13 protein-coding genes, 1 pseudogene and 1 riboswitch are annotated in these 18,076 nt (G+C 71.3%); of the genes and pseudogenes, 9 read left to right on the top strand and 5 right to left on the bottom strand.

Going from position 1 to position 18,076, the window contains the following annotated elements; translation table 11 throughout:
• Positions 1 to 101: 101 nt before the first annotated feature.
• The gene (locus AC1G9L_RS07540) at positions 102 to 3,665 is read right to left on the bottom strand and encodes a hybrid sensor histidine kinase/response regulator (protein WP_481070597.1); all 3,564 of its coding nucleotides are present in this window, start codon (positions 3,663 to 3,665) and stop codon (positions 102 to 104) included.
• Positions 3,666 to 3,896: 231 nt separating this feature from the next.
• Between AC1G9L_RS07540 and AC1G9L_RS07535 the strand changes: the two genes are divergently transcribed.
• From AC1G9L_RS07535 to AC1G9L_RS07525, 3 genes are read left to right on the top strand one after another with little or no spacing between them, the layout of a single operon-like run.
• Positions 3,897 to 4,565 (top strand): YceI family protein, encoded by a 669-nt coding sequence (locus tag AC1G9L_RS07535; RefSeq protein WP_481070596.1) that lies wholly within the window; start codon positions 3,897 to 3,899, stop codon positions 4,563 to 4,565.
• Positions 4,562 to 5,128 (top strand): cytochrome b, encoded by a 567-nt coding sequence (locus AC1G9L_RS07530; protein WP_017907780.1) that lies wholly within the window; start codon positions 4,562 to 4,564, stop codon positions 5,126 to 5,128. Before AC1G9L_RS07535 ends, AC1G9L_RS07530 begins: the two co-directional genes overlap by 4 nt.
• Before the next feature lie 12 nt (positions 5,129 to 5,140).
• On the top strand, positions 5,141 to 5,710 hold the full coding sequence (locus tag AC1G9L_RS07525; RefSeq protein ID WP_010344166.1) for a YceI family protein: 570 nt from the start codon (positions 5,141 to 5,143) through the stop codon (positions 5,708 to 5,710).
• A gap of 77 nt (positions 5,711 to 5,787) precedes the next feature.
• On the opposite strand, the gene AC1G9L_RS07520 is transcribed toward AC1G9L_RS07525, so the two are convergent.
• The gene (locus AC1G9L_RS07520; RefSeq protein WP_481070595.1) at positions 5,788 to 6,027 is read right to left on the bottom strand and encodes a glutaredoxin family protein; all 240 of its coding nucleotides are present in this window, start codon (positions 6,025 to 6,027) and stop codon (positions 5,788 to 5,790) included.
• Between the two features lie 86 nt (positions 6,028 to 6,113).
• On the opposite strand from AC1G9L_RS07520, the gene AC1G9L_RS07515 reads away from it, so the two are divergent.
• The 6 genes and pseudogenes from AC1G9L_RS07515 (at position 6,114) to AC1G9L_RS07490 (ending at position 14,397) form a co-directional block, all read left to right on the top strand.
• The gene (locus AC1G9L_RS07515) at positions 6,114 to 7,496 is read left to right on the top strand and encodes an L-serine ammonia-lyase (RefSeq protein WP_019802316.1); all 1,383 of its coding nucleotides are present in this window, start codon (positions 6,114 to 6,116) and stop codon (positions 7,494 to 7,496) included.
• 114 nt (positions 7,497 to 7,610) lie between these two features.
• A complete protein-coding gene (locus AC1G9L_RS07510; RefSeq protein ID WP_481070594.1) occupies positions 7,611 to 10,700 on the top strand; it encodes a two-component regulator propeller domain-containing protein in 3,090 nt (1,029 codons plus the stop codon).
• 68 nt (positions 10,701 to 10,768) lie between these two features.
• Positions 10,769 to 11,779: an alpha/beta fold hydrolase gene (locus AC1G9L_RS07505; RefSeq protein WP_019801752.1), complete on the top strand. Its 1,011-nt coding sequence runs from the start codon at positions 10,769 to 10,771 to the stop codon at positions 11,777 to 11,779.
• A 425-nt stretch (positions 11,780 to 12,204) separates the two neighbouring features.
• Positions 12,205 to 12,945 (top strand): annotated as a pseudogene (locus AC1G9L_RS07500) (Ig-like domain-containing protein); the annotation flags it as partial.
• Positions 12,946 to 13,008: 63 nt separating this feature from the next.
• Positions 13,009 to 14,256, top strand: coding sequence for a glycoside hydrolase family 18 protein (locus tag AC1G9L_RS07495; protein WP_481071057.1), 1,248 nt, complete (start codon positions 13,009 to 13,011; stop codon positions 14,254 to 14,256).
• A 6-nt stretch (positions 14,257 to 14,262) separates the two neighbouring features.
• Positions 14,263 to 14,397 carry a hypothetical protein gene (locus tag AC1G9L_RS07490; protein ID WP_019801750.1) on the top strand — a complete coding sequence of 45 codons (135 nt, stop codon included), beginning with the start codon at positions 14,263 to 14,265 and terminating at the stop codon, positions 14,395 to 14,397.
• 22 nt (positions 14,398 to 14,419) lie between these two features.
• Here AC1G9L_RS07490 and AC1G9L_RS07485 read toward each other — a convergent pair whose 3' ends face one another.
• Genes AC1G9L_RS07485 through metX form a run of 3 tightly spaced genes read right to left on the bottom strand, consistent with a single transcriptional unit; the run spans position 14,420 to position 17,753 of the window.
• Positions 14,420 to 15,469, bottom strand: coding sequence for a homoserine dehydrogenase family protein (locus AC1G9L_RS07485; RefSeq protein WP_481071055.1), 1,050 nt, complete (start codon positions 15,467 to 15,469; stop codon positions 14,420 to 14,422).
• Positions 15,470 to 15,501: 32 nt separating this feature from the next.
• Positions 15,502 to 16,719 (bottom strand): O-succinylhomoserine (thiol)-lyase, encoded by a 1,218-nt coding sequence (locus AC1G9L_RS07480; RefSeq protein WP_019801240.1) that lies wholly within the window; start codon positions 16,717 to 16,719, stop codon positions 15,502 to 15,504.
• Complete coding sequence (metX, locus tag AC1G9L_RS07475; protein WP_481070593.1) at positions 16,716 to 17,753, bottom strand: homoserine O-succinyltransferase MetX; 1,038 nt, start codon at positions 17,751 to 17,753, stop codon at positions 16,716 to 16,718. Before metX ends, AC1G9L_RS07480 begins: the two co-directional genes overlap by 4 nt.
• Before the next feature lie 70 nt (positions 17,754 to 17,823).
• A riboswitch (SAM riboswitch) is annotated at positions 17,824 to 17,942 on the bottom strand.
• Positions 17,943 to 18,076: the final 134 nt, after the last annotated feature.

Below are 18,076 nucleotides of genomic sequence, written 5' to 3'. Positions count from 1 at the left end.
ACCGCATCGCCTCTGTCTCCCCCCGACGGGCATCCGTCCCGCGTCACCGGCGCCATCGTCGGCGATAAACGCCAGCGCTGGCAACCGCGGCATGCATCGGCTCAGAACGGCGGTGGCGCGCCGTCCAGCACCGCGTCGATGGCCGCTTCCAGCATCTGCCCGGTGACCGGCTTGCGCACGAATCCGGCGAATCCGGCAGCGCGCGCGGCGGCCTCGGCCTCACCGTCGGAGCGCGCAGTCACCGCCACCAGCGGGAAGCCATGGCCCAGCGCACGCAACTGCCGCGCCAGCGCCAGGCCGTCGAGCGCCGGCAGGTCCAGGTCGAGCAAGCCGATGTCGAAGCTGCCCTGGCTGGCTTCGGTGAGCGCTTCCAGGCCGTGCGCGGCCCAGGCCACTTGGTGGCCGCGGCCCCGCAGCAACTCGATCATCACCTGCGCCACGGTCGGTTCGTCCTCGACCAGCAGGATGCGCAGCGCAGTGCGCGCCCGCGGCGCCACCGCCGGCGCCGCCGGCTCCTGCGCCAGGCGCCAGCGCAGCGGCAGGCCCACGCGGAAACGCGCGCCATGCCCGAGCCGGCTCTCGACCTGGATGCGCCCGCCCATCGCCATCGCCAGTTCCTGGCTGATCGCCAGGCCCAGGCCGCTGCCGCCCTGGCGCACCGCGGTGCGCGGCCCGTCGCCCTGCTCGAAGCGCTGGAACAGCCGCGCCTGTTGTTCGACGCCGATGCCCGGGCCGGTGTCGGCGACCTCGATGCACAGCCCGTGGCCGTCCTGCGTCGGCGCGACCGTCAGCGCAACCGAACCGCTGCTGGTGAACTTGATCGCGTTGCCGAGCAGGTTCAGCAGGATCTGCCGCACCCGCAGCGCATCGCCCTCCACCGTGGTCGGGCCGGGCATGGCGTCGTGCAGATCGAAGCGCAGCCCGCGCGCCTGCGCCAGCGGCGCCATCAGGTTGACCACTTCGGCGATCAGCGCCTGCAATGCGAACGGCTGCGACTCCAGGCGCAGGCGCCCGGCCTCGATCCGCGCCAGGTCCAGCGCGTCGTTGACCAGGTGCAGCAGGTGCGTGCCGGCGCGGCGGATCGACTCGGTATAGCCGCGCTGCTTGGGGTCCAGCGGCGTGGCCAGCAGCAGTTCGCTCATGCCCAGCACCCCGGTCAGCGGCGTGCGCACCTCGTGGCCGAGCGTGGCCAGGAAGCGGGTCTTGGCCAGCGAGGCCTGTTCGGCCAGTTCCTGCTTGTGCAGGGCCAGTTCCCAGGCGTGCTGGCGGCCCAGGCGGCGCCGGTAGGCGCGCAGCGACACCAGCAGCAGCAGGCCGGCCGCGGCGAGCAACCCGACGATGCCCCAGACGCTGCGCCACCACGGCGGCTGCACCTGGAACGGCAGGCGCAGCGTCGGCGACCACGCGCCATTGCGGGTGCGCGCCTGGATCTCCAGCACCTGCGCGCCGTCGGGCAGTTGCGGCAGGGTGCGTTCGCCGCTGGCGCCGGTGCTGACCCAGTCGCGGTCGTAGCCCGGCAGGCGGAACCGGTAGACGATGTGTTCGGGATCGATGTACGACAGCAACCGCACCGCCACGCGCAGGTCGCGATCGTCCGAGCGCAAGGTGAAGTCGCCGCGCGTCGGCAGGCTCAGCAGGCGCGGGCCGCGCCGCACCTGCACGCTCTCCATGCTCAGCGCCAGCGGCACCGGCACCGGATCCGGCTGCTGGGTGTCCAGCAGCGCCACGCTGCCGTCGGCGGCCGCGGCCACCAGTACCCCGTCGGCGGTCATCAGCAGGCCGCGCCGGACCAGTTCCTGACTGCCGAGCCCGTCGCGGGTACCGAACGCGCGCACCGCCGGGGTGCGCCGCGGATCGACCCGGAACAGACCGCGGCGCATGCCCAGCCAGGCGCGCCCCTGCGGATCGGCGACCAGTGCGCTGGACTCGGTGGCCGGCAGCCCGTCGGCCACCGCGTAGCGCTGGCTGCGCTGCCACCTGCCGCCGGTGCGCCGCCACAGTTCCAGCCCGGACAGCCGGTGCACCCACAGCGTGCGCGCGTCGGCGAAGGCGAACGACTGCACTTTCTCGCCGGCCAGTTCCGGCGGCGTGCGGAACTGGCCGGCCGCGTCGTCCCACTGCTGGAACTGTTCGGCGGCCACCCACGGCGTGCCGTCCGGCGCCATCGCCAACGCCGCGATGTCGGTGCCGGCCAGGCCGTGCTGGCCGCCGGGAATGTTCTGCAGCACGCGGCCGTCGCCATCCCGCACCTGCACGCCATAGCCCGGTGCGCCGATCCACAGCCGCTGGCGCGCGTCCAGTTGCAGCCAGGCAAGCGTGCCGTCCGGGATCGCGTCTGCCTCGCCGGCGGCGCGGGTCCAGCGCTGCAGGGGGCCGCCGTCCAGCGGGCCACGCAACAGCACGCTGCTGCCGCCGATCCACAACGCGCCGCGCGGGTCGTCCAGCACCGACAGCGTGCGTCCGCTGGGCGCGCCGTTGGACCAGTGCGGCGCGCTCAGCGCACCGCTGGTGGTATCGAGGCGGAACACGCTGGCGCCGGCGCCTAGCAGCCACACCCCGCCCGCGCGCGCCGGCGCCAGGCCGACGTACTGGTCGGCGGGCAGGCCCTGCGCGGTGCCCAGCACCGCCAGCCGGCGCCAGTCCGGACGCAGGTAGCCCAGGCCGCGGGTCGGCAGCGGCACCCACAGGCCGCCCTCGCGATCGCGCAGCAGGGTCTCCACCACGCTGGCGCCGGACACCGCCGCGCCGCCGGTGTCCACCCGCCGCGCCGGCCCGTCGGCCGGCTTGTGCCACAGGCCTTCGCCGTTGCCGAGCCAGTAGCCGCCGGCACCGTCCTCGGCGATCGCGTTGGCGGCGCGGTGCAGCGCGCCGATCCAGTCCGCACGCAACCAGCGCCCGGCACGGTCGCGCCGGAACAGGCCGGTGTTGCCGCTGAACCACAGGCCATCGCTGAGCCGGGTGATCGACATGATCACCTGCTCCTCCTGCGGCATGCCGTCGTCGATGCGGTAGGCGCTGGCGTGGCGGCCGTCGTAGCGCACCAGGCCCTTGAAGGTGCCCACCCACAACACCCCGGCGTCGTCGAAGGCCAGAGTCAGCACCGCGCTGTCGAGCAGCGCGTCCACCTTCGGGTCGCCGGCACGGATGCGCTGCACCCGGCCATCGTCGCCCAGCCGGTACAGGCCGCCGCGGTAGGTGCCGAAGAACACCGCATCGCCGCGGCTGGCGATGGCGAACACCTCGTCGCTGCGCATCGCCGGCTGCGTGGCCATGTTGAAGTGGCGGAAGCCGCGCCGGTCCGCGCCGAGCATGCTGAGGCCGCCGCCCTCGCAGGCCACCCAGATGCGGTCGCGCGCGTCGATGTGCAGGTCCTGCACGTAGTTGCAGCGCAGCGACGCCGGATCGGCCGGGTCGTGGCGCCAGACCCGGAACTCGCGCCCGTCGTAGCGGGCCAGGCCATCGCCGCTGGCGATCCACAGATACCCGTCGCGGTCCAGCTGCAGCCCGGAGATGTCGCTGGACGGCAGCCCCTGCTCGCTGGAGAACACCCGGAAGCGCGGCAGTTGCGGCACCCCGGCCCAGGCGTCGGCGCAGACGCCGGCCAACGCCAACAGGCAGGCCAGCCCCCAGCAGCGCCACCGGCGTGGGGGATGCGGGATGGGCATGGACATCGGCTCCGGCAAAGGACGTCGGCGGATGAACACCGGCGCACTGCCGGGGCCGGACGCGCGGGGCGGCCGCTCCGTATGCCGCTCGCCGCGGCAGCGTTCTTATACCGCGCGGCCGCGGAAAAATCACACCTGTCGCGGCGTGCAACGAACCGTTACGTGGCGCAGGTGCGCAGCCGGGCCGGACTGTGACTAGAATCCGGCGACCCTCCCAGCGCGGCCCGCTTCATGCTCAAACCCTCTCTCGTGGCGCTCCTGCTGGCCTTGCCGGGCGCCGCCCTGGCCGCGCCGGCGCAGTACGCGCTGGACCCGGTACACACGCGGGTGCTGTTCGCGATCGAGCACGCCGGCTTCTCCAAGGCGCTGGGTACCGTGTCCGGCAGCACTGGCACCCTGGTGTTCGACCCGGACGACTGGCGCAGCGCCCGGCTGCAGGCGCGGGTGCCGTTGCAGCGGCTGGATCTGGGCGATGCCAAGTGGAACCGCGCCGCGCTGGCGCACAACCTGCTCGACGGCGACCGCTACCCCGAGGCGCAGTTCGTCTCCACCCGCGTCGAACCCATCGACGCGCAGCACGCCAAGGTGATCGGGCAGTTGACCCTGCACGGCGTCACCCGCGAGGTGACCCTGGACGTGACCCTGAACGCGGTCAAGCGCCATCCGCTGCCGCCGTTCCGCCGCACTGCCGGCTTCTCCGCCACCACCACGCTGCAGCGCGCCGACTTCGGCATCAGTGCCTGGCCGTCGGTGATCGGCGGCACGGTCGAGTTGCGCATCGAGGCCGAGGCCACCCGCGAAGGCGGCGCCAAGGCCGAGCCGGATCCGGCACCGGGCACCCCGCCCGTCACTCCCACCGACACCACCACCGCGCCGAATGCGCAGGACGGCACCCCATGAGCGCCCGCAACACTCCCGACCGCTGGGGCAGCGTCAGCCAGACCCTGCACTGGCTGATCGCCGCGCTGATCCTGCTGCTCGGCGTGGTCGGCCTGACCATGGGCGAGCTGCCGAAGACGCCCAAGTATTTCTGGGTCTACACCGCGCACAAGTCGCTGGGCCTGACCGTGCTGGCGTTGGTGATCGTGCGGCTGGGCTGGCGCCTGTACGCCGGTGCGCCCAAGCCGGTGCCGGGCACGCCCGGCTGGCAGGAGCGCATCGCCGACGCCACCCACGCCTTGCTGTACGTGATGATCTTCGCCATCCCGCTGTCCGGCTGGCTGTACGACTCGGCCAGCGGCCTGCGCCCGTTCCGCTGGTTCGGCCTGGTCGCCGTGCCCAAGCTCAGCGCCCCGAACGAGCACCTGCGCGACCTGTCGCACACGGTGCACGAATGGGGCTTCTGGCTGCTGATCGCGGTGGTCCTGGCGCATGCCGGCGCCGCCTTCTACCACCACCTGTTCCAACGCGATGCCACCCTGGCGCGGATGCTGCCGCGCGGCTGGCTCACCCCCAAGTCCTGAGGAGCTGTTTCGATGTCCACCCGTTTCGCGTCCCCCGCCGCCGTTGCCGCCAGCCTGGTGGCCCTGCTCGCCGCCGCCCCCGCGGTGCGGGCCGCCGACTATGTGCAGGCCCCCGGCTCCACCCTGGTGTTCGCCAGCAAGTACGACGGCGAAGTGTTCACCGGCCAGTTCCCCGGCTTCGACACCAAGCTCAGCTTCGACCCGGCCAACCTGGCCGGCGCCAAGCTCGACGTGACCATCCCGCTGGCCGGCGCCAAGAGCGGCAACACCGACCGCGACTCCACCCTGCAGGGCGCGGATTTCTTCGACGTGGCCAAGTTCGCCACCGCGCACTACCGCGCCGACAAGTTCCGCGCGCTGGGCAACAACCAGTTCGCCGCCGACGGCACCCTGGAACTGCGCGGCGTGTCCAAGCCGGTGACCCTGACCTTCACCTGGACCCCGGGCGCGCAGCCGGTGCTGGCCGGCAAGGCCACGGTCAAGCGCCTGGACTTCGGCGTGGGCGGCGGCGACTGGGCCGACACCAAGACCATTCCCAACGAAACCGCAATCAGCACCAAGGTGGTGTTCAAGGCGAAGTGATTCGCCACAGGCCGCGGGCGCGCGGCCGCTGAGCGGCGGATTTCCTCGTCGGGTCCGCCGCTTTTTTTATGCGCGTCTTACACGCGTTCGGCCGCAGCCGCCAACCAGGCGCGCACGCCGTCCGCATCGAACGGCCAGTCCAGTTCGCACCCGTCGGCGGCGCGCAGCACCGGCACGCGCACGCCATAGCGCGTCTCCAGCTTATCGTCGTCGTCGATGAAAACGCTTTCCAGGTCGGCCACGCGCGCCTGCGCCAGCACCTGCAGGGCCTGGTCGCACAGATGGCAGTCGTCGCGCTGGTACAGGGTCAGGGACATGCTCGCGTCCAATGCTGCGCTGCGGACCTGTGCCGCGCGCCGGAAGCATAGAATAGACGGTCTTTCGCCCACCCTTCGGCACGCGCATGGCTGTCAGTACCTTCGACCTGTTCAAGATCGGCATCGGGCCGAGTTCCTCGCACACCGTGGGGCCGATGCGCGCCGCCGAACGCTTCGTGCACCGCTGGCTGTTCGACCAGGGCCGCCTGCAGGACGTGGTGCGGGTGCGTGCCGAAGTGTTCGGCTCGCTGGCCCTGACCGGGCGCGGCCACGGCACAGACAAGGCGGTGCTGCTGGGCCTGGAAGGCCAGCGCCCAAACCTGATCGACCCGGACATCATCCCCGGCGCGCTGGAGCGCATCCGCGGCAACAAGCGCATCAACCTGCTCGGCCAGCACGAGATCGCCTTCGACGAGAAGCGCGACCTGGCGATGAACAAGCGGCAGAAGCTGCCGTATCACACCAACGGCATGCGCTTCACCGCCTACGCGGCCAACGACGAAGTCGTCGCCACGCGCGACTACTACTCGGTCGGCGGCGGCTTCGTGGTCAACCAGGACGACGCCGCCGACGACCGCATCGTCGCCGACGAGACGCCGCTGCCCTACCCGTTCAAGAGCGGCGACGAGCTGCTGGCGCAGGCCGCGCGCAGCGGCCTGAGCATCGCCGCGCTGATGTTCGAGAACGAGAAGTGCTGGCGCAGCGAGGACGAGATCCGCGCCGGCCTGCGCGAGATCTGGGGCGCAATGCAGGCCTGCGTGACGCGCGGCATCCGCGAGGAAGGCACGCTGCCCGGCGGCCTGCACGTGTCGCGGCGCGCGCCGGCGCTGTACCGCGAACTGTCGTCCAAGCCGGAAGCGGCGATGCGCGATCCGCTGACCACGCTGGACTGGGTCAACCTGTACGCGCTGGCGGTCAACGAAGAGAACGCGGCCGGCGGCCGCGTGGTCACCGCGCCCACCAACGGCGCGGCGGGCATCATTCCGGCAGTGCTGCACTACTTCGACCGCTTCTGCCCCGGCGCCGACGAACAGCGCGTGTTCGACTTCCTGCTCACCGCCGCGGCGATCGGCATCCTGTACAAGGAGAACGCCTCCATCTCCGGCGCAGAAGTGGGCTGCCAGGGCGAGGTCGGCGTGGCCTGCTCGATGGCCGCCGGCGGCCTGGTCGCCGCGCTCGGCGGCAAGCCGGGACAGATCGAGAACGCCGCCGAGATCGGCATGGAGCACAACCTCGGCCTGACCTGCGACCCGATTGGCGGCCTGGTGCAGATTCCGTGCATCGAGCGCAATGCGATGGGTGCGGTCAAGGCGATCAACGCCAGCCGCATGGCGATGCGCGGCGACGGCAAGCACAAGGTGTCGCTGGACAAGGTGATCCGTACCATGCGCGACACCGGCCGCGACATGCAGGACAAGTACAAGGAAACCAGCCGCGGCGGGCTCGCGGTGAACGTCACCGAGTGCTGAGCCACCCCGATGGACGCTGGCCCACCCGATCACCAGCGTCCTGACTGCCGCGCGCATCAAGATCCGCGCGGCGTTGCCGCTAACCACAGAGACGTCGGCCGATCCGGCATTGGCATGCTCTTGCGGTTCCCATACGCCTCCTGGCGCCTGCTGGCGCTACAGCTGGCCATGCTCTCGACAGCGTGGAGCGCGTGTGTGCCGCAGGCGCGGGCATTGCAGCCGGACAAGCAGTTCAACCACTACGAGCGCGAAGGCTGGGGGCTAGACCAGGGCCTGCCGCAGCTGAGCGTGCAGGCGTTCGCACAGGACCGCCAGGGCTATCTGTGGATCGGCACGATGGGCGGGCTGACCCGCTTCGACGGCGTGCGCATGACCTCGTTCAACGAGGGCGCGCCGGCGCACCTGCCCGGCAACCTGATCAAGGCGCTGCACGTCGACCCCGCCGGCACGCTGTGGATTGGCACCTACCGCGGCCTGTCGCGCTACCGCGACGGGCGCTTCAGCACGCTGCTGCCACAGGATCCGCAGGCGCCACTGCTCAACATCGAGGCGATCGCGACCGATGCGCACGGCACCGTGCTGGTCGCGGCGCAGGATGGCGTGTACGCGGTGCAGGGCGATCGCCTGCAACTGCGCCACCGCATCGCCGGCGGCGCCTCTGCGCTGTTGCCGCGCGCCGACGCGCTGTGGGTGGGCACACGCGGCGAAGTGCTGCGCTTCGTCGCCGGCCAGGACGCGCCGGTCTCGCTGCCGTTGCCGCAGGAGGCCGCCGCGGTGCCGGTGCAGCATCTGCTGGAGGCGCAAGGCACGCTCTGGGCCGGCACCCGCGATGGCCTGCTGCTGCGCCGCGACGGGCGCTGGCAATGGCTGCCCGATGCAGACGGGACCAGCCGGCGCGCCGTGCAGGCGCTGTTCGAGGACAGCGACCGCAACCTGTGGGTGGGGCAGCCCGGCGCGCTGCTGCGCGTGCGCGATGGCGCCATCGTCGAACGCACCCCGGAAAACAAGCCGAACGTCGGCGTCAACGCGATCTTCGAGGATCGCGAGCGCAACCTGTGGCTGGGCAGCAGCTGGAACGGCGCCACGCGGCTGTGGAACGGCTGGACGCGTCGCTACAGCACGCACGAGGGCCTGGACGATGCGCTGGTGTGGACCCTGGCGCGCGATCCGGACGGATCGCTGTGGGCCGGCACCGACAGCGGCCTGTCGCAACTGCGCGATGGCCGCTACCAGCAGCGCCTGAACCTGGCGCAATTGCACAACGAAGCGCCGTACACCTTGCTGGCCGAGCCAGGACAGCTGTGGATCGGCACCCGCCACGGTGCCGCCCTGTACCGCGACGGCCGGCTCGGCCAGCCGGACTGGCTGGCGCCGCTGCGCGACCTGCAGATCAGCGGGATCGTCCGCGATCGCGCGCAGCGGCTGTGGTTCGCCAGCACCGACGGCCTGTTCCGCGTCGACGGCACGCGGCTGCGCCGCTACGGCACGGCCGAGGGCCTGCGCGATCCGCGCGTGCGGCTGATCCACGAGACCCGCGACGGGCGCCTGTTGATTGGCGCGCAGTCGGGCCTGTACGCACTGCGCGGCGAGCGCCTGGCCGCACTGGCGCCGCCGGGCTCGGCGCTGGCCAGCGCCGACATCACCGCGATCCACGAACTGCCCGGCGGGCAATGGCTGGTCGGCACCCTCAACGAGCAGTTGTGGCTGTTCGACGGCACGCACTGGTACGCGTTCGGCGAGCAGGACGGGCTGCCGGTGAACGCCGCGTTCTTCATCGCCGACGACGGCCGCGGCGCGATCTGGGTGGCCGGGCTGCGCGGGGTCTACCGCGTGCGCCTGGCCGACCTGCAGCGCCACGCGGCGTCGCCGCAGGCGCCTCTGAACGCCGAACTGATGCTCACCGAGCGCGCGCAGCGCCACGGCGGCGTGCAGGGCATGTGCTGCAACGGCGCCGGTAACGGCAAGGGCCTCATCGAGCACGGCACGCTGTGGCTGCCCAGCCGCGATGGGGTGGTCGCGCTGGACACCGCCGGCATCGTCAAGAATCCGGTGGCACCGCAGCCGGTGGTGGAGCGGGTACGTGCGCTGGGCCTGTGGCTGACGCCGCAGGCGCTGCCCACCCCGCTGCCCGAAGCCGCGCGCGACCTCGACTTCGAGTTCACCGCCGCATCGTTCCAGGCGCCGCAGAACGTCGAGCTGCGCTACCGCCTGCGCGGCTACGACCGCGGCTGGCGCACCCTCGACGACATCCGCCAGCGCTCGGTCAGCTACACCAACCTGCCCGGTGGCGACTACGTCTTCGAAGTCACCGGCAGCAACAACGCCGGCGTGTGGGCGGCAGCGCCGGCGCAGTTGCCGCTGCGGATCGCGCTGCGCTTCCAGGAAACGCCGTACTACAGGCTGCTGCTGACGCTGGGCGCGTTCGCCCTGCTGCTGTGCGCGGTGGCGCTGGCGCGGCTGCACAACCGGCGCCAGCGCGACATTCTCGAACGCCAGGTGCGCGAGCGCACCCAGGCATTGCAGGCGGCCAACCAGCGCCTGCAGGAGGCCAGCTTCACCGACGAGCTGACCCAGTTGCGCAACCGCCGCTACCTGTCGCTGCACATCCCCAGCGACATCGCGCTGTACCGGCGCATGGCCGCCAACGACGAGGACATGCTGTCCTCGGGCATGCTGTTCGCGCTGATCGACATCGACCATTTCAAGTCGATCAACGACAGCGGCGGACACCACACCGGCGACGCGGTGCTGCAGCAGATGGCGCAGTTGCTGGTGCGGCTGACCCGCGAGAGCGACTACGTGGTGCGCTGGGGCGGCGAGGAATTCCTGCTGGTGCTGCGCTCGGCGCCGCGCGAGAACCTCACCATGGCCGCCGAACGGCTGTGCCGCTCGGTCGCCGCGCACCCGTTCGTGTTCGACCACGGGCGCCAGGGCCGGGTCACCTGCTCGATCGGGCTGGCCGAATTCCCGTTCGTGCACGACCCCGACAATCTGCTCGGCTGGGAGCAGTTGCTGGTGCTGGCCGACCGCGCGCTGTACCAAGCCAAGGCCAAGGGCCGCAACGGCTGGGCCGCGTACCGGCCGGTGCTGGGCGCGCATGCCGAACAGGTGCTGGCGGCGCTGCAGGAGCCGCTGGCGCAGATGGAGCGGCACGCCTGCCTGACCCTGGTGCACAACGGCGGCAGCCTGCCGCCACCCGCGTGACGCGTTGACGCCTGGCAAGCGCGCGCCGGGCTAAGGTCGTGCTCCTTCACGTCTGCCGTCCCGCTCCCATGCGCCACTGCCTGCTGCTCGCCGCCCTCGCCCTGTCGCCGCCCGCATCCGCCGCGGCCACCGACGCACCGCCGCGCTATGGCGCGCAACTGGAAGGCTTCGCCTATCCCTACCCGGTGCACTGGTACCGCTTCGACTCGCAGCGCCAGCCGCTGCAGATGGCGTACATGGACGTGGCCCCGACCGGCACGCCGAACGGCCGCACCGTGGTGGTGCTGCACGGCAAGAATTTCTGCGCCGCGACCTGGGAATCGACCATCGCCGCGCTGGTGGCACAGGGCTACCGGGTGCTGGCGCCGGACCAGATCGGCTTCTGCAAGTCGAGCAAGCCGCAGGCCTACCAGTTCACCTTCGCGCAACTGGCGGCCAATACCCACGCCTTGCTGCAGCAGGCCGGCGTGCGCCGCGCCGCGATCGTCGGCCATTCGATGGGCGGCATGCTCGCCGCGCACTACGCGCTGCAGTACCCGCAGGACGTGAGCCAGCTGCTGCTGGTGAACCCGCTCGGGCTGGAGGACTGGAAGGCCGCCGGCGTGCCGTGGCGCAGCGTCGACGACTGGTATGCCAAGGAGCGCAAGACCGATGCGGCCTCGATCAAGCAGTACCAGTTGAACGCCTACTACGGCGGACAGTGGAAACCCGAGTACGACCGCTGGGTGAGCATGCAGGCCGGCCTGTATGCCGGCCCCGGCGGCGATCGCGTGGCCTGGAACCAGGCGCTGACCTCGGACATGGTGTTCAACCAGCCAGTGGTGCAGCGCTTCCCGCAACTGCGCGTGCCGACCACGCTGTTCATCGGCCACCGCGACCGGACCGCGATCGGCAAGGACCTGGCGCCACCGGCACTGGCGGCGACCCTGGGCGACTACCCGACCCTGGGCAAGCGCGCGGCCGCGGCGATTCCCGGCGCGCATCTGGTCGCCTTCGACGACCTCGGCCATTCACCGCAGGTGGAAGCGCCGCAGCGCCTCAACGCCGCGCTGCTCGAGGCGCTGGACAAGACGCCCTGATCCCAGGCGCCACACCAGTCGTGCCTGCACGGCGGCGCGAACGCGTCTTGTCGCGCAGTTTGAGTGATCGGGGCAGCGTGCCGGTAGCGACAGCACGTCGCCTGGGCGCTGCACGAACCTGGCCGCCATGCGCCGTGCCAGCCCCGCCGCAAACGCGGATGCACCCGACGCTGCAGCCATTGCGCTGCAGCATCGGCCGTCCATGAAAACGTTGTCATCGCAGTGATTCTGGATACATCTCGCATTCGCCCGAATTGTCTGTTGACAACGTTGTCTTCTGGCCAGAACCCTGCGCCTGCCCGGTCCGCGCACGAACGCCACACGACGTCGGCGTCAAACGCTCCCGGGTGATCGGATCCAAGGAACCAGACAGCGGCGAACCGCCGCTCCTCAGTCGCGTTACCTACCGCATCGGAGGCGTCACCATGCACACGAAATCCGCTGGATCGTGGTTGCTGTTCTGTTGTCTCGTCCTCGCCGGCCTCGCGCCCGGCCAGGCCTCGGCCGCCGCGTGCAGCGGCGTCGCCGCATGGAACCCGGCCACGATCTACGCCGCCGGCGACACCATGACCTACGCCGGCCACCTGTACCGCGCCAATGGTCCGATCTGGAACACCGCGCCGACCTACTGCACCAGTTGCGGCTGGTACCAGGACCTGGGCACCTGCGACGGCAGCACCAGCAATCAGCCGCCGAGCGTGGCGCTGACCGCGCCCACGAGCGGCACCCGCTTCGTGGTCGGCACCACCATCACCCTGCAGGCGTCGGCCAGCGATCCCGATGGCAGCGTGGCGCGGGTCGAATTCTTCCGCGGCAGCACCTCGCTCGGCAGCGTCAGCGGCGCGCCGTACACGCTGTCCTGGAGCGGCGCAGCGGCCGGCGACTACAGCCTCACCGCCGTGGCCACCGACAACGCCGGCGCCCGCACCACCTCGGCCGCCGTCGCGATCAGTATCGCGGCGGCGTCGACCGATACCACCGCGCCGAGCGTGCCGACCGGCCTGGCCGCAGCCACGCGCGCCAGCAACGCCATCACCCTGAGCTGGAACGCGGCCTCCGACAACGCCGGCGGCAGCGGCCTGGCCGGCTACGACATCCTCCGCGACGGCAATCGCGTGGGCACGTCCAGCACCACCGCTTACACCGATTCGGCGCTGACCGCCGACACCGCGTACACCTACGCGGTGCGCGCCCGCGACAATGCCGGCAACGTCTCGGCCAGCAGCGCCATGCTGAACGTGCGCACCCTCCCCGCCAGCGCCGGCGGCGGCAAGCGCGTGATCGGCTACTTCACCCAGTGGGGCATCTATGGCCGCAACTACCAGGTCCGTGACATCCAGACCAGCGGCGCCGCCGGCTACCTGACCCACATCAACTACGCCTTCGGCAACGTCCGCAACAACCGCTGCGAAGTCGGCGTGACCCAGCCGTCGGACAGCAGCACCGGCGCCGGCGGCGACGCCTTCGCCGACTACACCAAGGCGTTCTCCGCCGCGCAGAGCGTGGACGGCGTGGGCGACACCTGGGACCAGCCGCTGCGCGGCAACTGGAACCAGTTGAAGAAGCTCAAGGCCGCACACCCGGGGCTGAAGGTGCTGATTTCGCTGGGCGGCTGGACCTGGTCGCGCGGCTTCTCCAGCGCTGCACGTGCCGAGAATCGCCAGGCGTTTGTCGCCTCGTGCATCGACGCCTACATCCGCGGCAACCTGCCGGTCACCGACGGCGCCGGCGGCAGCGCGGCCGCGGCCGGCGTGTTCGACGGCATCGACATCGACTGGGAATACCCGGTGGCGTGCGGCATCGCCTGCGGCAGCGCCGAGGACCGGCAGAACTTCACCGCGCTGCTGGCCGAATTCCGCCGCCAGCTCGACCAGGTGCGGCCGGGGCTGCTGCTGACCGTGGCGGTCGGCGCCGGCATCGACAAGATCCGGGTCACCGACCCGAACCTGTACGCGCAATACCTGGACTACCTCAACGTGATGACCTACGACTTCCACGGCGCCTGGGATCCGCAGACCAACCACCACTCCGCCCTGTTCGAGTCGTCGGCCGATCCGTCCAGCGGCGACCAGCGCTACTACAACAGCAACGACGCCATCCAGGCCTTCCTCGACCGTGGCGTGCCGGCCGCCAAGCTCAACCTCGGCATCGGCTTCTACGGGCGTGGCTGGACCAACGTGCCCAACGTCAACCGCGGGCTGTACCAGAGCGGCAGCGCCGCGGCAGGCACCTACGAAGCCGGCATCGAGGACTACAAGGTGTTGCGCGGCCGCAGCGGCACCGACTACGTCGATGCCCAGGCGCACGCGCACTGGAAGTACGACGGCAGCACCTTCTGGAGCTACGACAACCCGGCGCTGGTCACCGAGAAGATGCAGTACGTCAAGACCCAGGGCCTGGGCGGCGCGTTCTTCTGGGAATTCAGCGGCGACTACCAGGGCGAGTTGCTGAAGACCATGGGCCAGGGCCTGCAATGAGCTGAGGTGCCGGCCGTCGCGCAACGCGCGACGGCCGCGCTGCAGCACATGGCGTGCCCGCATCGCATCGGCTTTGCGGGCGATGCCGGCACCACGCTGGTGGGTATCGACGCCAGTCCGAACCGCGACGCCCGCACGTGATGGCGGGCGTCGTTGGCTTCGCTCAGCGCACCGCGATCCGCAGCACGTCGTCGAGCAAGGCCGCCGCAGTGACATCGGCACCGGCGCCCGGCCCCTGGATCAGCAGCGGCTGCTGCAGGTAGCGGTCGCTGTGGATGGCGACGCGGTTGTCAGTGCCGGCGCCGCTGGCCAGCGGATGCGTCAGCGGCAGCGCGCGCAGGCCCACCGATGCGCCATTTGCATCGAAGCGACCGACGAAGCGCAGGCAGGCACCAGCGGCCTGTGCCTGCGCCAGGCGCGCCGCCAGCGGCGCGTCCAATTGTTCGAGTGCGGCATCCAGCTGCGCCAGCGGCACCGTGGCCAGCGCGGCCGGCACCAGCGACTCCACCTGCACCTGCTCGGCGCGCAACGGCAGGCCGGCGGCGCGGGCCAGGATCAGCAGCTTGCGCCGCACGTCCTCGCCGGACAGGTCCTCGCGCGGATCGGGCTCGGTGTAGCCGGCGGCCGCGGCCTCGCGCACGCAAGCGGAGAAGGCACGGCGGCCGTCGTAGCGATGCAGCAACCAGGCCAGGGAGCCGGACAGCACGCCTTCCACCACGTGGATGTGGTCGCCGCCGGCGACCAGCGCGCGCAGGCTGCTCAGCAACGGCAGCCCGGCACCGACCGTGGCGCTGTCGCCGTAGTGGGTGCTGGCGGCATGCCGTGCGGCCTGGATCTGTTCGGCCCGCGCCAGCGCGGCGCCCTGGCCGAGCTTGTTGGCGGTGACCACGTGCACGCCGCGCCGCAGCCATTCGGCATGGCGCTGCGCCACCGCCTCGCTGGCGGTGGCGTCGACCACGATGTCGCCACGGCCCAGGTCCTCCGGCAGCGTCACTGCCTGCGCTGTGCGCGCGGCGGCATTGGCCGCGGCCAGCGCCTGCGCCGGCGTCACCGCACAGTCGGCGACCGTGCGCGAATTGGCCAGCCAGGCGAAGGTCGGCAGGCCGGGCCGGCGCTGCTGCAGCGCCTGGTAGCGCGCGACGAAGGCGCGGCCGACGGTGCCGGTACCGAGCAGGCCCAGCCGCGCGGTGGCCGCGACGGGCGCCGCACGCAGCGGCGCCGATGGTGCATCGGCCAGGCCGCTGCTCACGCGTCCACCCGTTTGCGTGCCAGCGCCTCGCCGGCGCGCTGCGCGCGCTGCAGGCCCGCCTGCAGGTCGGCGACCAGATCCGCGCTGGATTCGATGCCCACCGACAGGCGCAACAGGCCGTCGGAAATCCCGGCCTTGGCGCGCGCCTCGGCGGTCATCGCCGCATGGGTCATGGTCGCCGGATGCGCGACCAGGCTCTCCACGCCGCCCAGCGATTCGGCCAGGGTGAAGTAGCGCAGGCCGTCGACGAAGGCGCGCACTTCGGCCTCGCCGCCGGCCAGTTCGAAACTGATCATCGCGCCGAAGCCGCGCTGCTGCCGCGCCGCCACCGCGTGGCCCGGGTGCGAGGCCAGGCCGGGGTAGTACACCTGGCGCACCGCGGCATGCGTGGTCAGCAGTTCCACCACCGCCTGCGCGTTCTCCTGGTGCGCGCGCAGGCGCGCGTCCAGCGTGCGCAGGCCGCGCAGGGTCAGGAACGCGTCGAACGGCGAGCCGGTGAGGCCCAGCGCATTGGCCCACCACACCAGTTGCTGGTGCAGCTCGGCATTGGCGGCGATCACCGCGCCGCCGACCACGTCGCTGTGGCCATTGACGTACTTGGTAGTGGAGTGGATCACCAGGTCGGCACCGAAGGCGATCGGGGTCTGCAGCGCCGGCGACAGGAAGGTGTTGTCGACCACCGCCAGCGCACCGGCCTTGTGCGTGGCGTCGATGACGAAACGCAGGTCGGTGATGCGCAGCAGCGGGTTGGACGGGGTCTCGATCAGCACCAGCTTCGGCGCCTGCGCCAGCGCATCGGCCAGCGAGCGCGGATCGGTCAGGTCGGCGGTGATCAGCTCGAAGTGGCCCTTCTTGGCCAGCGCGTTGAACAGCCGCCAGCTGCCGCCGTACGCATCGTGCGGCACCACCAGCTTGTCGCCGGGCTGCAGCAACGCGTTGAGCACCAGGTTGATCGCGCCCATGCCGGTGGCGGTGATCACGCCGCCGGCGCCGCCTTCCAGTTCCGCCAGCGCTTCGCCGAGTAGGTCGCGGGTGGGGTTGCCGCTGCGGGTGTAGTCGTACTGGCGCTTGTTGCCGAAGCCGTCGAAGCTGAAGTTCGACGACAGCACGATCGGCGGGGTCACCGCGCCGTAGGCGGTATCGCGGTCGATGCCGGCGCGGACCGCGGCGGTGGCGGCACTACAGGGCAGATCGGTGTCGTGGGCAGTGCTCATGCGGCAACTCCGGTGGGGCGAAGGGCGGTGGCGAGGATCGCGTCGATGCGATCGGTTTCTTTCAGGAAGGCGTCGTGGCCGTAGGGCGAACGCAGCACGCGCAGGCTGCCGCGTGGGCCCAGGCCTTCGACCAGGGTGACCAGGTCCGACAGCGGCACCAGGCGGTCGCCTTCGACCGCCACCACCACCGTGGGCACGGCGACGGCGGCCGGATCGATGCGGTGCAGGTCGATGGATTCGGACAGGCGCAGGTAGGCGTTGACCTGGGTGCGCGCGACGTACTGCGCGCCGGCGGCGTCCAGGTAGTCTTCGGCGGCGACGCGGACGCGGCCGTTGATCACTTCCGGCGCCGCATCGAAGCGTTCGCCGAATTCCTCGGGGGTGCGGTAGCTGAGCATCGCGAACTGCCGCGCCAGCGACAGCCCGTGGCTCTCGGCGCACTGCAGTTGGCCCAGCGCCACCGCGCGACGCTGCAGCGCGCGCCAGGCCGCGGCATACGGATGCGCGCGGTGCGCGCCGCTGACCGCGATCAGCTTCTGCACGCGTTGCGGATGCCGCACCGCCAGTTGCAGGCCGACCAGCGCGCCGTAGGAGTAGCCGACGAAACCCTGCAGTTGCGCGATGTCCAGCGCGTCCAGCAGCGCGGCGATGGCATCGGCCTGGTCGGCGCTGTCGATCGGCGCATCCAGGCTGCCGTCGGCGCCGACGAAATCGAACGCCAACAGCCGCCGCTGGGTGGGGTCCAGCGCCCGCCCCGGCCCGACCAGGCCTTCGGCCCAGCCCTTCTCGGGGAAGCTGGCGTTGGCGGCGAGATGGCGGTGCGCGGAGATGCCGCCGGCGACGAACACCACCGACGCGGCAGCGGGGCCGCTCAGTTCGTAGCGCAGGCGCAGCAGTTGCACGCCGGCGTGGCGCAGCGGCAAGGCGACGGCGATCTCGCCACGCATCGCGTGCACGCCGTCGGCCGGCGCGGCAACGCGGTCGTGGGACGGAATGGCGGAGGTGGGGCGATCAGGCGAGTTCACGAGGCGCATGGCGGTATCCAGGGAGGAACGGCCATCGAGCTTCGCGGAGCTCGCGTTCGCCATGCAGAAGGCATGGATCGAACCATCTTTCGGCGGACGCGTGGGTCCCCGCAGGATTTGGCACCTACACGAACGCTTGCGCGTCCGCTGGCTGCCCCGGCATCAAAGGGCCTGTCCCTCCGCCGGTCTCGATGGTGAAGCCACGATGCCAGCGATTTTCCGCAATGTCAATCTCTTTATTCGGATGAAGCGATATGATTTTTCGATCCCTGGCCTCGGCCATACTCCGCTTCCCCCATCGCTGTCCCTGTCCGTGCGCCGACGCCGCCCCC

The sequence above is a fragment of the Xanthomonas sp. NCPPB 1132 genome (assembly GCF_056629235.1).
This window is presented reverse-complemented; position numbering and strand designations above follow the sequence as displayed.